The organism is Streptomyces sp. NPDC097129, assembly GCF_055668065.1.
Map to the genome: position 1 here is coordinate 1,044,657 of NZ_JBVOQE010000002.1, position 15,156 is coordinate 1,059,812.

Consider the following 15,156-nt stretch of genomic DNA (forward strand, 5'->3'; position numbering starts at 1 on the left):
TGGAACCGGACATCCGGTTCCACCGCCCCGCTCAGTCGATGCGCGCCCGGAGGGCGCTCACCTCAGCTGCAGCCGCTGGTCGAGCCGCAGCCCTCGCAGATGTAGCAGGAACCGGCCCGCTGCATCTTCGTACCGCAGGAGAAGCACAGCGGGGCGTCGGCCTGGATGCCCAGTTGCATCTCCACCAGTTCCGCGTTGGTGTGAGCCTGCTGCGGGGCGGCCTTGGTCGCAGCGGCGTCCGACTGCGGCGTGGCCACGGCCTTCAGCTCCTGCGCGCGCGGCGCCGACTGGGCCAGGCCCTCGACGTCCACCTCGTCCTCGGACGGCTCGTAGGAGCCGGTCTCCAGGTGGCGCTGACGCTCCTCGGCGGAGTGGATGCCGAGGGCGGAGCGGGTCTCGAAGGGCAGGAAGTCCAGCGCCAGGCGGCGGAAGATGTAATCGACGATCGACTGCGCCATCCGCACGTCCGGGTCGTCCGTCATGCCGGCCGGCTCGAAGCGCATGTTGGTGAACTTCGAGACGTACGTCTCCAGCGGCACGCCGTACTGCAGACCGACGGAGACGGCGATGGAGAAGGCGTCCATCATGCCCGCGAGGGTGGAGCCCTGCTTGGACATCTTCAGGAAGACCTCGCCGAGACCGTCGTCCGGGTAGGAGTTGGCGGTCATGTAGCCCTCGGCGCCGCCGACCGTGAAGGACGTGGTGATCCCGGGGCGGCCCTTGGGCAGGCGCTTGCGCACGGGCCGGTACTCGATGACCTTCTCGACCGTCTCGCGGATGGTCGCTTCGGCCTTCTCCGTGACGGCGTCGGTCGCGGACTTGTCCTTGGTCTTGGCGGAGAGCGGCTGGCCGACCTTGCAGTTGTCGCGGTAGATCGCGAGCGCCTTGACGCCGAGCTTCCAGGCCTCGAAGTAGATCTCCTCGACCTCCTCGACGGTCGCCGTCTCCGGCATGTTGACCGTCTTGGAGATGGCGCCGGAGATCCACGGCTGGATCGCGGCCATCATGCGGACGTGGCCCATCGGGGAGATGGCGCGCTCGCCCATGGCGCAGTCGAACACCTCGTAGTGCTCCGGCTTGAGACCGGGGGCGTCGATCACATTGCCGTTCTCGGCGATGTGGGCGACGATCGCCTCGATCTGCTCCTCCTGGTAGCCCAGGCGGCGCAGGGCCTGCGGGACGGTGCCGTTGACGATCTGCATGGAGCCGCCGCCGACCAGCTTCTTGAACTTCACGAGCGCCAGGTCGGGCTCGACACCGGTGGTGTCGCAGGACATCGCCAGACCGATGGTGCCGGTCGGGGCGAGGACGGACGCCTGGGCGTTACGGAAACCGTTCTTCTCGCCGAGGCGGACGACGTCCTGCCAGGCCTCCGTGGCGGCGGCCCACACCGGGGTGTCCAGGTCGTCCATGCGGACGGCGGTGCCGTTGGCGTCGGCGTGCTGCTTCATGACGCGCTTGTGGGCGTCGGCGTTGCGGGCGTAGCCGTCGTACGGGCCGACGACCGCGGCCAGCTCGGCGGAGCGGCGGTAGGCCGTACCGGTCATCAGGGAGGTGATGGAACCGGCGAGGGAGCGGCCGCCGTCGGAGTCGTAGGCGTGGCCGGTGGCCATCAGCAGGGCGCCGAGGTTGGCGTAGCCGATGCCGAGCTGGCGGAACGCGCGCGTGTTCTCGCCGATCTTCTGGGTCGGGAAGTCCGCGAAGCAGATGGAGATGTCCATCGCGGTGATGACGAGCTCGACGACCTTCTGGAAGCGCTCGGTCTCGAAGGACTGGTTGCCCTTGCCGTCGTCCTTCAGGAACTTCATCAGGTTCAGCGAGGCGAGGTTGCAGGACGTGTTGTCCAGGTGCATGTACTCGCTGCACGGGTTCGACGCGGTGATCCGGCCGGACTCGGGGCAGGTGTGCCAGGTGTTGATGGTGTCGTCGTACTGGATGCCCGGGTCGGCGCAGGCCCAAGCGGCCTCGGCGATCTTGCGGAAGAGCGACTTGGCGTCGACCTCCTCGATGACCTCACCGGTCATGCGGGCGCGCAGGCCGAACTTGCCGCCGTTCTGCACGGCCGTCATGAACTCGTCGTTCACGCGGACGGAGTTGTTGGCGTTCTGGTACTGGACGGACGTGATGTCGTCGCCGCCCAGGTCCATGTCGAAGCCCGCGTCGCGCAGGACGCGGATCTTCTCCTCTTCCTTGACCTTGGTCTCGATGAAGTCCTCGATGTCGGGGTGATCGACGTCGAGCACGACCATCTTGGCGGCGCGGCGGGTGGCGCCACCGGACTTGATGGTGCCGGCGGAGGCGTCGGCGCCGCGCATGAAGGAGACCGGGCCGGAGGCGTTGCCGCCGGAGGACAGCAGCTCCTTGGAGGAGCGGATGCGGGAGAGGTTCAGGCCGGCGCCGGAGCCGCCCTTGAAGATCATGCCCTCTTCCTTGTACCAGTCGAGGATCGACTCCATGGAGTCGTCGACGGACAGGATGAAGCAGGCCGAGACCTGCTGGGGCTGCTTGGTGCCGACGTTGAACCAGACGGGGCTGTTGAAGCTGAAGATCTGGTGCAGCAGGGCGTAGGCCAGCTCGTGCTCGAAGATCTCGGCGTCGGCGGGCGAGGCGAAGTACTCGTGGTCCTCGCCGGCCTTGCGATACGTCTTCACGATGCGGTCGATCAGCTGCTTGAGGCTGGTCTCACGCTGCGGGGTGCCGACGGCACCCCGGAAGTACTTGCTGGTGACGATGTTGACCGCGTTCACCGACCAGAAGCCGGGGAACTCGACGCCACGCTGCTCGAAGTTGACCGAGCCGTCGCGCCAGTTGGTCATGACGACGTCACGGCGCTCCCACGCCACCTCGTCGTACGGGTGCACGCCCGGGGTGGTGTGGATGCGCTCGATCCGCAGGCCCTTGGTGCCCTTGGCGCCCTTTGCTCGGGAACCTCGTGCCGGACCGCTCGCCGTCTCTGTCATGCCGCCTCCCTGTACGGGCAAAAACGCCCTGAAGTGCCCCGATGTTCCCGTGGCACGGTGTTCTGTCTGGTGTCGCGGGCACCCTCTCGCTGCCGCCCGCAACAGGTCTTCGCATCGCCGCCGCCGACCGGACCCGGGGCTTGCGCCCGTGTCCGGCCCGTCGGTCAGTCGGCGGTGCCGGCGGGTTCGGGGACCTGGACCGCCCCCGAGGACCCGCGTTCGTTCTCTTGGCTCCCCGCGCCGGCGCCTGCGTCGCCTTCGCGGTCGTCGTCGACCGCGGCGGGGCGTCCCGTCTGTTCCCTGAGCTCCGCGATGGCGGCGTCGAAGTCCTCGAGCGATTCGAACGCCCGGTAGACCGAGGCGAACCGCAGATAGGCGACGAGGTCGAGCTCCTGCAACGGGCCGAGTATGGCCAGACCCACGTCGTGGGTGGTCAGCTCGGCGCTCCCGGTCGCCCGCACGGCTTCCTCGACCCGCTGGCCGAGCTGGGCGAGGGCGTCCTCGGTGACAGGCCGTCCCTGGCACGCCTTGCGCACACCGTTGATGACCTTGGTGCGGCTGAAGGGCTCGGTGACTCCGGACCGCTTGACCACCATCAGGGAGCACGTCTCCACCGTCGTGAAACGACGGGAGCAGTCAGGGCACTGACGGCGCCTGCGGATGGACGTGCCGTCGTCGGTCGTACGGCTGTCGACGACACGGCTGTCGGGGTGCCTGCAGAAGGGGCAGTGCATGAACTCCCAACCCTCCTCACAGCAGACTCATTGGCCTCGCCGGACCTCATGAGCCCCGCGAAGCAGCCCCAAGCATAGGCGATCGCTGCGGGCTCGGAGACCAGGGGGACCACAACTTGTGGGCTGCTGTAGCCATCCAACCACTAGATGTGGGGATTGGCTCATACATCCACACCACGCGCGCGTGTCGCGCCGGGAAGCGGGCGCGCATTGCGCCGGGAAGCGGCTGCATGTTGCGCCGGGAGGCGGCCTTTGCCGGTCGGCGACACGGCCGAGCGTGACACGCCGGGCCGACAAGGAGGTACGGCGCCGCACGGCCGTATCGTTCCGGCACATCACGGAGATACCGTGGGCGCCGCACGGAGACGGGGTGGGACTCCCGCGCAGGGCGGGGACCGCGTCACGGCGCCCGGGACGCCGGGTGGCAGACTGGGGCGACGCACCACGAGGTCCGTACCCCGGCGGTGAAGAGTACAGCAATGGACGCTTTTGCCCGCCGGGGGCCGCGTCAGCCATACACCTGGACACAGGATCGCGACACCTTATTCGCGGTTTTTCACTCGAACGTGTGTTTGGCGCAACCTTTCGAAAGCCACTACCGTTGTGCTGGCAGGGAGACCACCGAGAGGGGCCGACGTGACCACCACCGCAGACAGCGCCACCATCACCGCCCAGGACCGCTCCCAGGGCCGACTCGAGCCGGTGCATGTGATGAACGAATCCGTGAACCCCGAGGGGCCCAAGCGCTCCCTGCCGGGCCGACCTCCAGGCATCCGGGCCGACAGCTCGGGGCTCACCGATCGTCAGCGCCGGGTGATCGAGGTCATCCGGGATTCCGTGCAGCGCCGGGGCTATCCGCCGTCGATGCGGGAGATCGGCCAGGCGGTCGGCCTGTCCAGCACGTCCTCCGTCGCCCATCAGCTGATGGCACTGGAGCGTAAGGGCTTCCTGCGCCGCGACCCGCACCGCCCGCGCGCCTACGAGGTGCGCGGCTCCGACCAGGCCGCCCCGATCCAGCCGACGGACACCGCGGGCAAGCCGGCCGCGTCGTACGTCCCGCTGGTGGGCCGGATCGCCGCCGGTGGCCCGATTCTCGCGGAGGAGTCCGTCGAGGACGTCTTCCCGCTGCCGCGGCAGCTCGTCGGCGACGGTGAGCTGTTCGTGCTCAAGGTCGTCGGTGACTCGATGATCGAGGCCGCGATCTGCGACGGCGACTGGGTCACCGTGCGCCGCCAGCCGGTCGCGGAGAACGGCGACATCGTGGCCGCCATGCTGGACGGCGAGGCCACGGTCAAGCGCTTCAAGCGCGAGGACGGCCACGTCTGGCTCCTCCCGCACAACTCCGCGTACGAGCCGATCCCCGGCGACGACGCGACGATCCTCGGCAAGGTGGTCGCCGTTCTGCGCCGCGTCTGAGCGCCGCGGCGGCGAACACGCGGGTACGGTCGCCTCGACGCCGCACCACCGTCAGGCGGGCATCGCCGGCCCGCCGCTCCCTGACTGGGCCCCGGGACCTCTGCGCCGGTTCCGGGGCCCTTGTGCTGCCCTGTCCTGGACGGACCACCTCCCGCGGGGCCCCTGTGCCGAGCCGCCGGCACGCTGGAGAGCCGGTAGCCACCCCGAACCGTCAGCGGTGCGCACCTGCGCCCGCGCGGCCGTGCAGCCGGGCGCGGGGCTTGACTTCGCAGCCGGGCCGGCCACGCCGTGCTCACACGGCCGCGGCGGCCGAAGTGATCACACCATCGCGGAACGCTTGATCAGACCGCCTCGGGCTGCTCGCTCGCCGACTCGGCCTCCGCGCTCGCCGTCCCGGCCACGCTCGCCGACTCGGCCGCGTTCGCAGACTCGTCCGCGCTCGCCACCTCGGCCTGCTTCGCCGCCGCGTCGATGGCCGCGAGCGACCTACGGACCTGATTACGGTCGGTCGTGTACCAGAAGTCAGGCATGGACGCCTTCAGATAGCTGCCGTAACGGGCCGTGGCCAGACGCTGGTCCAGTACGGCGACCACTCCGCGGTCACCCGAGGCGCGCACGAGACGGCCGGCGCCCTGGGCCATCAGCAGTGCCGCGTGGGTGGCCGCGACCGCCATGAAGCCGTTGCCGCCGGCCTCCTCCACGGCCTTCTGCCGGGCGCTCATCAACGGGTCGTCCGGGCGCGGGAACGGGATCTTGTCCATGACGACCAGCTGACAGCTCGGACCGGGCACATCGACGCCCTGCCACAGCGAGAGCGTGCCGAACAGGCAGGTCTTGGGGTCGGCGGCGAAGTTCTTGATCAGCTCGCCCAGGGTCTCCTCGCCCTGCAGCAGGATCGGGAACTCCGGGATACGGCCGCGGAGCTCCTCGGCGGCCAGCTGAGCGGCTCGCATCGAGGAGAACAGTCCGAGGGTACGGCCGCCGGCGGCCTGGATCAGCTCGGTCAGCTCGTCCAGCATGTCGGCGCGGTCACCGTCGCGTGCCGGACGCGCCAGATGCTTGGCGACGTACAGGATGCCCTGCTTGGGGTAGTCGAACGGCGAGCCGACGTCGACGCCCTTCCATTGCGGGGCGTCGTCCCCCTCCACGCCCTCGGGGGCGAGCCCCAGCGAGGCGCCCACGCCGTTGAAGTCGCCGCCCAGTTTCAGCGTCGCGGAGGTCAGGGTCACCGACCGGTCGGCGAACAGTTTCTCCCTCAGCAGGCCGGACACCGACATGGGGGCCACGCGCAGGGAGGCGCCGAAGCGGTCGTGCCGTTCGTACCAGACGACGTCCCACTCGGAACCGTTGACGATGCGCTCCGCCACGTCGTGGACGTTCTCCACCGATGCCAACGCCTGCTTGCGGACCGCGTCCTCGTCCTGGACGGACTTGTCGCGCGTGGCGCCGATTCCGGAGATCACCGTGCGCGCCGCGTCGCGCAGCGCCATCAGGGCGTACCCGAGGTCCTCCGGGATCTCCTCCAGACGACCCGGCAGAGCCAGCTCCATCAGCCGCTCGAAGCCCTCCGCCGCGGTCTGCAGCTGATCGGCGGCCTTCTCGTTCACGAGCTTCGCGGCGCGGCGCACCGCACGGTTGACCTGGCCGGGGGTGAGTTCGCCGGTGGCGACGCCGGTGACGCGGGAGACCAGCTCGTGCGCCTCGTCGACGATGAGCACCTCGTGCTGCGGCAGCACGGGGGCGCCCTCGATGGCGTCGATCGCGAGCAGCGCGTGGTTGGTGACGACGACGTCGGCGAGTTTGGCGCGCTCGCGGGCCATCTCGGCGAAGCACTCGGCGCCGTAGGCGCACTTGGTGGCGCCCAGGCACTCGCGCGAGGAGACCGACACCTGGGCCCACGCCCGGTCGGAGACGCCCGGGGTGAGATCGTCCCGGTCGCCGCTCTCCGTCTCGTCCGACCAGTCCCGCAGGCGCAGCAGGTCCTGGCCCAGCTTGCTCGTCGGCGCCGCGGCCTCGAACTGGTCGAACAGGCCCTCCTCCTCGTCCTGCGGAACGCCCTCGTGCAGGCGGTGCAGGCACAGGTAGTTCGACCGGCCCTTGAGCATCGCGAACTCCGGGCGGCGGCGCAGCAGCGGATGGAGCGCGTCCACGGTGCGGGGCAGGTCGCGCTCCACGAGCTGGCGCTGCAGGGCCAGGGTGGCGGTCGCGACGACGACCCGCTCGCCGTGCGCGAGCGCGGGCACGAGATAGCCCAGCGACTTTCCCGTGCCGGTGCCGGCCTGGACCAGCAGATGCGAGCTGTCGTCGATGGCGTCGGCGACGGCTTGGGCCATGGCCACCTGGCCGGGACGCTCCGTGCCGCCGACGGCGGCGACGGCAGCGTGCAGGAGTTCGGGAAGTGAGGGCTTCGTCATAGCGCGACCACCCTACGGCTCGGCACTGACAAACGGGGCATCGCGGTGGAGACCTGGGACGGGATCAAGGGCGTGGGCGTTTCCGGATGAAGGGGTGGGACGGGGCGGGAACCAACGGGCGGAGAGGGACGTTCTCCGTGTGACAGTGCCACTACATACCGTTACGGCAGACTCCGCGGGGTCCGGTCCCGGACCATGAGGGCGGCCCGCTTCCCGGGCAGATCCACCTCGGCGGAGCAGCGGAAACCAGCGTTCTGGAACGCGGCAAGGGAGGGGACATTGCGTACATCGGGTTCCGCGACGACGCGGGTGCAGGCCGGACGCCGGTCGAGGACCAGGTCGGCCACGGCTCTGAGCAGGATGCTGCCGAGTCCGCGCCCACGATCGGCGGCATCGCCGAGGAGAAGGTGGAGACCGGTGTCGTGCGGACGGGCGGGGTAGTGCCGGGCCAGCGGATCGAGGTCGGCTCGGTACAGCTCCCAGTAGCTCATCGGCGTGCCGTCGAGGACGCCGAGGCAGGGCACGCTGCGTCCGTCACCGGTGAACTGCGCGGCAAGGTGTGCCTCGGTCACGTCGGCCGGGCCGGCGAGTTCCCAGAACGCCGCGACGGCGGGGTCGTTCATCCACCGGCTGATGAGCGGCACGTCCCGGTCGGCGCGGACGGGGAGCAGCTGGAACTCCCCCGCGGCCGTGGCGGCCGGGCCCCACTCAGGGACCTGGTCGAGCAGGTCACCGCCGAAGAGCGGCAGGCCGGTGCTCCGCGCACGGGAGGAGTCCCGCGCGAGCTCGGCGTCCTGCCCGGCCCCGGGGTCACCACCGGTGGCGCGCAGGGCGAGGAAGTCCGCGGGGAGATGAAGGTCGAGGGTGTCCTCGGAGTCGGCGGTGCCGGTCACAAGGGAGTCGATGGGAGGCACGGCGGCTCTCCTGTCAGAGGAGGGGATTGGCGATGGTGACGTAGACGGACTGGGTGTCCACCGGTCCGACGAGTTCGTCCAGTCCGTGCAGCCGGGTCAGCAGATTGGCCTTGCAGCGCAGAGTGGGCGAGTCGAGCAGCCGGGCCGGCAGCGAGCTGCGCAGCCGAGCGGGACCGGTCGCGGCGGCGTCGAGGAAGCGGCGGAAGGCGGCGAGCAACAGCCGTTCGTCGGCGAGGCGCTGCGAGCCGAACGCGCCGATCAGGCCGAACACGTTGTTGATCGCGAGGTAGTAGAGGAAGCGCTCGTCGGTCACGTCGTCGGCGACGAAGGTGTCGCTGTGCGTGCCGATGCCGGGGAGCCGGGTGTCGAGTTCGGCGCGGTGGGACTCGCGGAAGTAGTAGCCCTGGTTGTCCCGGGAGCGGCCGCCGGCGGGCCAGCCGTCGGGGTCCAGCAGGAGCAGCGTGTTCTGCTGGTGGGCTTCGAGCGCGACACCGGCCTCGCCGTCGAGCCACAGGACGGGGCGGACGACGTGTTCGAGGTAGCGCAGGAACCACTCGGCGGCGACGGCTCCTCGGGGGCGTCCAGTCCGGTGAGCCAGGCGTGTGACCACCTCGGCCAGGCGGGAGGTGACCACGCCGGCGGCGCCGGAGGCCGGTGAGGTGACCACGCCGGACGGCCCGGGGACCGGTGCCGATGCGGCGGACGGCCGGAGGGCGACGAGCCCTGCGACACAGGAGACGTCGTCGGCGGGGGTGAACGGGTTGTGCCGGATGACCACGTCGAGTCCGGTCACCGGCTGGCCGGCCTTGTCGTCGACGGCGAGCCAGGCGGGGTCGCGGACGATGTCGAAGGCAGGGTGCGCGGCGTGCCACTGCCGGGCCAGTCCCGAGCGCAGCAGCCGGTGGACCTCGACGCCGCGGTGGAGTTCCTTGCGGAGGTTCTCGCGGCGGGAGTTGGTGATGCGCAGGCCCAGGGACAGCTTGAGCATGGCGGGGGCGCTGGATCGGTACAGGGTGCGGACGGAGGAGGTGGGGTGCCACGCGGGACCGTGGGCGCCGAGGTCGCGCAGCAGACCGGAGTCGAACAGGGCGGCCGCTTCGGGGCGGTGACGGGCTTCGCGGAGTTGCCAGGGGTGCACGGGCAGGGCGGCGTAGCCGTCGGGCAACGGCAGGCCGGGGCCGGCGAGCCGGGCGGTGAGCCGGTCGGCGGGGACGACTCGGCCGCGCTCGGTCCAGGCGGTGTCGGTGGCCAGTACGGAAGGGGCAACGGCGATCCAGTGGAGCGGGAAGGAGCCGTGCGACTCAGGTGAGTAGAGCCGGGTCTCCGCATCCGACAGGCCCTCACGGCTCTTCGGGGTCGGATGCAGCGGGTGCCCCAGGGTCAGGGCCTGCTCGGCCGTGAGGAACAGATCCGGCCCGTCGGCGGGACGGGCGCGGCGTTCGCTGACGAAGGAGGTGGTGCGGCGCACGGAGTCCGCGACCCGGGCGACCAGGTCGGTGGCGTCGGCGTCGGCGCTGCCGCCGTCAGTGGTGCGGCTCTCCCGTGTGAGCAGCGCGGCGACGGTGACGGCGTCGGCCGGCGGGGCCGTTTCGGGGGCGCCGGCCAGTCGGGGCGGGCCGAAGCGGTGCCAGCCGGTCGGGGACCAGTGGCGGACGGGGACGAGCAGGGCCGTGCCGGTGGCCGGCAGTGGGATGCGCAGGGTCGCTCCGGTGGGGGCGGGGGCGCCGGTCTCGCGCACCCAGCAGCGGAGAAGGTTCTCCACGGCCGCGGCCTGCGCCGCCGTGTGCGGATCGGGGTGGGCCACCGGGTCCGCGCCGGAGGGCACCGGCCGGGGAGCGTCGGTCACCGGCGGCGCACTGCCGGCGGCCGTCACCGGCCCGGGGACGCCGTGCTGCTGACCGTGCGGCCGCCGCTCGCGCCCCGGCCCTCCCTGCTGGGGGACGGACGCGACGACGGGGGCTTGCGGGGCGAGCGGATCGGGGCCGGCGCCGGAGGGGAAGGCCGAGTCGCGGTCGGAGGCGGAGTGGTCGGCCGAGTCGGAGGTGGAGGCAGAGATGGTGTTCAAGAGGTTCCTCGAGACGTCGTGCGGTGAAGGGGTGCGCGATGCGGCCGGACGCTCAGCCCGCCTGTGGGCTGTGGGCGCCGCGCTGCTCACGGTCCTGGGCGCGCTCCTGGGCGCTCGAGGCGGTACGGGCGGCCGCCGCCACCGCGTCGGCGAGCCGGTCGAGGACCGCGGTGGCCTGTTCGTCGGTGATCGTCAGGGGCGGAAGCAGCCGGACGACGCTCGCGTGCCGGCCGCCGAGTTCGACGATCAGTCCGCGCTGCAGGCACTCCCGCTGAACGGCGGCGGCAAGCCGAGGGGACGCCGGGCGAGGGCGCCGGGCGAATCCCGGGCGGGGGCGCGGGATGCCGTCCGGCGCGAGTCCGCCCATGCACGCGCCGCCGCTCTCCATGACGTCCGCCTCCGTCTCGGCCGGCTCCGTCTCGGCCGGCTCCGGCTCGACCATCTCCACCCCGATCATCAGCCCCCGCCCCCGCACGTCACCCACGCAGGGGAACTCGTCGGAAAGCTGCCGGAGTTGGGTCAACATCCGCGAACCGAGGGTGGCCGCGCGTTCGGCGAGGCCGTGGCGGCGGACGTACGCGAGGGTCGCCGTGCCCGCGGCCATGGCGAGCTGGTTGCCGCGGAAGGTGCCGGCGTGGGCGCCGGGTTGCCAGACGTCGAGGTCGTCGCGGTACACCACGACGGCCAACGGCAGGCTGCCGCCGATGGCCTTGGACAGGACCATGACGTCGGGAGTGATCCCGCTGTGCTCGACGGCCCAGAAGGCGCCGGTGCGGCCGACCCCGGTCTGGACCTCGTCGGCGATGAGCGGGATGGACCGGGCGGCGGTGATCTCGCGGACACGCCGCAGCCAGGCGTCGGGCGCGGGGATGACGCCTCCCTCGCCCTGGACGGGTTCGACGATCAAGCCAGCGGGCCGCGGGATGCCGGACCTGGGGTCGTCGAGCGCGGACTCGGCCCAGCGGGCGGCGAGTTCGGCACCCGCCTGCCCGCCGACGCCGAAGGGGCAGCGGTAGTCCTGCGGGTACGGCAGACGGGTCACGGCGCTGCCGGAGCCGGGCAGGTCGGCGGCGTGGCCGGAGACTTCCTGGGCTCCGCGGGTCATGCCGTGGTAGGCGCCGGTGAAGGCGAGGATCCCGGGGCGGCCGGTCGCGGTGCGGACGAGTTTGAGCGCGGCTTCGACGGCGTCGGTCCCGGCCGGCCCGCAGAACTGGACGCGGGCCCGGCCCGCGAGTCCGGGCGGCAGGGTGCCGAACAGCTCGGTGACGAAGGCGTCCTTGACGGGCGTGGCGAGGTCCAGGGCGTGCAGCGGCGCACCGGAGTCGAGGACGTCCCGGATCGCCTCGAGGACGACGGGGTGGTTGTGGCCCAGCGCGAGGGTTCCGGCGCCGGACAGACAGTCGAGGTAACGGCGGCCGTCCGCCCCCTCGATGGTGAGGCCCCGCGCCCGTACCGGCACGATCGGCAAGGCACGCGCATAGGTGCGTGCCGCCGACTCACGCGCCGCCTGCCGTCGCAGGATCCCCTCCGTCACGCCCACGGCTCCCTCTCCTCCCGCCGACCGGAGGCGAGTTGTCGCCCACAGGCTGTGTCCCGCCCCCTCACCCGGTATGCCGGAGCCGTACGGCAGCACACCGCAGCGCCGGGCCCCACCGCTACCAACAGCGCACCGCCGCACTGGTTACGGGTGAGGCGGCACCATACGGACGGCACCGCAGACCGGGGAGGGGACGACACCGCACGGAGGACGAGGCATCCCAGGTGGGACGGCCCGATCCCGTTGACCGTCTGTAGCCGAACCGTTGCCGTTCCACCGGAACTCCCCCACAGCGAGCGCATAGTGTGTGATCCCGTTCCGGACGCCGTGCGCACGCCCCGAGCAGCGAAGAGGGGCCATGGCACGGCGGCAGTAAGTCCACCCCAGGGGGAGTCAGCAGCATGCGATCCATACGGCCGTCGTTCACCGCTCGCCGGGAGGGAGGCGCACGCCGCGGCGCCTCCCCCGGGCTGGCCGCGCTGGCCCTCGTCTCGGCGCTGGCCCTCACCGCCACCGCCTGTGAGGGCACGGACGACAGCGCCGACGGCCGGCCCACCGCGAGCACGACCGCGTCCGCGGCCGGCGACACGCAGATCAAGATCCCGGACGACCTGAAGAACCGGCTCAGGGAGCACGGGATCGATCTCGACAAGTGGAAGAACGGCGCCTGGAAGAACTGGGACCGGGACCAGTGGCTGCGTGAGGCCCAGGACTTCGTCAACCCGATCATCAAGGGCCTGTGGGACCCGGACCGGATGCGGGGCGCGGAGGACCCGGACCGCGGTGTCGACGACAACGACCTCTCCGGCGACCAGGGCGTCACCGACCCCACTCCGGCGCCGGTGCAGGCGAAGGCCGTCGCGCCGGAGTACCACGCCAGCGTGCCCGTGGCCGGCAAGGTGTTCTTCGACTCGCCCGAGGGCACGATGGTCTGCTCGGCGACGGTGGTGAAGGACCCCGCCCACCCGGGCAAGTCCAACCTGGTGTGGACGGCCGGGCATTGCGTCCACGCGGGCAAGAAGGGTGGCTGGTACCGCAACATCGCGTTCGTGCCGTCGTACAACGACTCCGGCAAGTCGGTCGCCCAGCTGCAGAACGCCACCCGGCCCGAGGTCGCTCCCTACGGCGTGTGGTGGGGCGACTGGGCGCAGACCTCGGACCAGTGGATCGAGCAGGGCGGCGAGACCGGCGGTGACGGGGCGTCGTACGACTACGCGGTGATCCATGTGACGCCGGAGGAGGGCAACGGCGGCAAGTCGCTGGAGGAAACGGTCGGTTCGGCGCTGCCGGTCGACTTCGCCGCCCCGGCGGTGCCGAAGATCGAGAGCATGACGGCGACCGGCTACCCGGCGGCCAAGCCGTACGACGGGCAGAGGCTGTACCAGTGCCAGGACAAGCCCGGGCGGCTGTCGCTGAAGGCGACGGACCCGACGATGTACCGCATCGGGTGCACGATGACCGGCGGTTCCTCCGGCGGTGGCTGGATCGCGCAGGGGTCGGACGGCAAGCCGGCGCTGGTGTCGAACACCTCGATCGGCCCGGTGACGTCCGGCTGGCTGGCCGGTCCCCGGCTGGGCAAGGTGGCCAAGGGCGTGTACGACGCGGTGAGCAAGAAGTTCGCCGGGCAGTAGCAGCACGCTGAGGACGAGCGGGGGTGGGGTACCTCAGGAACCTTCACGATCCCGCCGCCGTTCGCCCTCATCCGTCCGTGCATGATGACAGCACTTCACTCACAGCGCGCCCACAGCGCTGCTTTCCCATCGGCTCAACGACAGCACATCAACGGGGGTACACGCAGCATGCGTTCCATATCCGCACGCACCACGGCGCCACACGGCAGACGTCGCCGTACGGCGCTCGCCGCCGCCGGCGTCGTCGCGGCCCTGGCGCTCACCGCGACCGCCTGCAACGGTTCGGACGGCGACAAGGCGAGCGGCGCGGCCGGCGCCGACGCCTCCCAGAGCACGGACCCGGGGCAGGTGAAGATCCCGGCGGACCTGGCCGACAAGCTCAAGAAGCACGGCATAGACGTCGACCAGTGGAAGAACGGCGGCTGGAAGAACTGGGACAGGGACAAGTGGCTCAGTGAGGCCAAGGACTTCGTCAACCCGGTGATCCAGGGCCTGTGGAAACCGGAGCGGATGAAGTCCGCGAAGGAGGCCGACAAGACGGTCACCGCCAAGGACGCCCCGGCCGACCAGGGCGTCAGCGACCCGGAGCCGGCTCCGGTGCCGGCCGAGCCGGAGAAGACGCCGTACCACGAGAACGCGGCGCCGGTCGGCAAGGTCTTCTTCGACTCGCCCGAGGGCTCGATGGTCTGCTCGGGCACGGTGGTCAAGGACGTGAACCACCCGGGCAAGTCCAACCTGGTGTGGACCGCCGGTCACTGTGTGCACGCCGGCGGAAACGGCGGCTGGTACCGCAACATCGCCTTCGTTCCGGCCTACAACGACCTCGGCAAGTCCGACGCGCAGCTGGCGGACGCCCCCGCGCAGGAGGTCGCCCCGTACGGCGCCTGGTGGGCGGACTGGGCCTCGACCTCCAACCAGTGGATCCAGGGCGGCTCGGAGACGGGTGGCGCGGGTGCCGCGTACGACTACGCGGTGCTCCACGTGAAGCCCGAGCGGGGCGCGAAGTCCCTGGAGGAGACGGTCGGTAACGCGCTGGACGTGGACTTCTCCGCGCCGTCCGCGCGGCAGGCGGGCACGATGGGCGCCTGGGGTTACCCGGCGGCGCCGCCCTACAACGGGCTGAAGATGTTCAAGTGCCTCGACCGGCCCGGGCGGTTCTCGCTGTCCCCGTCCCTGCCGTCGATGTACCGCATCGGCTGCACCATGACGGGCGGCAGCTCCGGCGGCGGCTGGTTCCGGGTGGTCGACGGCCGGACCGAGCTGGTGTCGAACACCTCCATCGGCCCGACGGACAACACCTGGCTGGCAGGCCCGCAACTGGGCCCGCAGGCCGAGGCGCTGTACCAGAACATGAGCAGGACGTACGGCGGTCAGTGAGACACCGGTACGCCGGAACACGCCGAAGGCCCGCCCCCCGCAATTCGCTTGCGAGGGGGCGGGCCTTCGGGCGTCACCCGTTACGCGTGACGCGTGACGCGGCAGCCT

The 15,156-nt window shown here is 71.3% G+C and carries 9 protein-coding genes; 3 read left to right on the top strand and 6 right to left on the bottom strand.

Annotated elements, in window-relative coordinates; translation table 11 throughout:
• Positions 1-62 precede the first annotated feature (62 nt).
• Together AC0B9F_RS10330 and nrdR are read right to left on the bottom strand one after the other, a co-directional pair.
• Complete coding sequence (locus tag AC0B9F_RS10330; protein WP_472000739.1) at positions 63-2,960, bottom strand: vitamin B12-dependent ribonucleotide reductase; 2,898 nt, start codon at positions 2,958-2,960, stop codon at positions 63-65.
• Between the two features lie 164 nt (positions 2,961-3,124).
• The gene (gene nrdR, locus AC0B9F_RS10335) at positions 3,125-3,694 is read right to left on the bottom strand and encodes a transcriptional regulator NrdR (protein ID WP_472000741.1); all 570 of its coding nucleotides are present in this window, start codon (positions 3,692-3,694) and stop codon (positions 3,125-3,127) included.
• Between the two features lie 636 nt (positions 3,695-4,330).
• On the opposite strand from nrdR, the gene lexA reads away from it, so the two are divergent.
• Positions 4,331-5,110, top strand: coding sequence for a transcriptional repressor LexA (gene lexA / locus AC0B9F_RS10340; RefSeq protein ID WP_361625100.1), 780 nt, complete (start codon positions 4,331-4,333; stop codon positions 5,108-5,110).
• A 341-nt stretch (positions 5,111-5,451) separates the two neighbouring features.
• Here the strand turns inward: lexA and AC0B9F_RS10345 are convergent, their stop codons facing one another.
• From AC0B9F_RS10345 to AC0B9F_RS10360, 4 genes are all read right to left on the bottom strand, one after another.
• Entirely contained in the window at positions 5,452-7,524 is a 2,073-nt protein-coding gene (locus AC0B9F_RS10345) for an ATP-dependent DNA helicase (protein ID WP_472000744.1), read from the bottom strand.
• A gap of 161 nt (positions 7,525-7,685) precedes the next feature.
• A complete protein-coding gene (locus tag AC0B9F_RS10350; protein ID WP_472000746.1) occupies positions 7,686-8,438 on the bottom strand; it encodes a GNAT family N-acetyltransferase in 753 nt (250 codons plus the stop codon).
• Between the two features lie 13 nt (positions 8,439-8,451).
• Positions 8,452-10,311, bottom strand: a complete 1,860-nt coding sequence (locus AC0B9F_RS10355) for an IucA/IucC family protein (RefSeq protein ID WP_472000919.1) — start codon at positions 10,309-10,311, stop codon at positions 8,452-8,454.
• A 244-nt stretch (positions 10,312-10,555) separates the two neighbouring features.
• A complete protein-coding gene (locus tag AC0B9F_RS10360) occupies positions 10,556-12,088 on the bottom strand; it encodes a diaminobutyrate--2-oxoglutarate transaminase family protein (RefSeq protein WP_472000920.1) in 1,533 nt (510 codons plus the stop codon).
• Between the two features lie 353 nt (positions 12,089-12,441).
• Here AC0B9F_RS10360 and AC0B9F_RS10365 point away from each other — a divergent pair, with 353 nt between their 5' ends.
• On the top strand, positions 12,442-13,671 hold the full coding sequence (locus AC0B9F_RS10365; protein ID WP_472000749.1) for a trypsin-like serine peptidase: 1,230 nt from the start codon (positions 12,442-12,444) through the stop codon (positions 13,669-13,671).
• A gap of 168 nt (positions 13,672-13,839) precedes the next feature.
• Positions 13,840-15,048: a trypsin-like serine peptidase gene (locus AC0B9F_RS10370; RefSeq protein ID WP_472000751.1), complete on the top strand. Its 1,209-nt coding sequence runs from the start codon at positions 13,840-13,842 to the stop codon at positions 15,046-15,048.
• Positions 15,049-15,156: the final 108 nt, after the last annotated feature.

Coding starts and splice junctions, on each gene's coding strand:
- nrdR (WP_472000741.1), bottom strand. CDS start 3,694: ATGCACTGCCCCTTCTGCAGGCACCCCGACAGCCGTGTCGTCGACAGC.
- AC0B9F_RS10370 (WP_472000751.1), top strand. CDS start 13,840: ATGCGTTCCATATCCGCACGCACCACGGCGCCACACGGCAGACGTCGC.
- AC0B9F_RS10345 (WP_472000744.1), bottom strand. CDS start 7,524: ATGACGAAGCCCTCACTTCCCGAACTCCTGCACGCTGCCGTCGCCGCC.
- AC0B9F_RS10330 (WP_472000739.1), bottom strand. CDS start 2,960: ATGACAGAGACGGCGAGCGGTCCGGCACGAGGTTCCCGAGCAAAGGGC.
- AC0B9F_RS10365 (WP_472000749.1), top strand. CDS start 12,442: ATGCGATCCATACGGCCGTCGTTCACCGCTCGCCGGGAGGGAGGCGCA.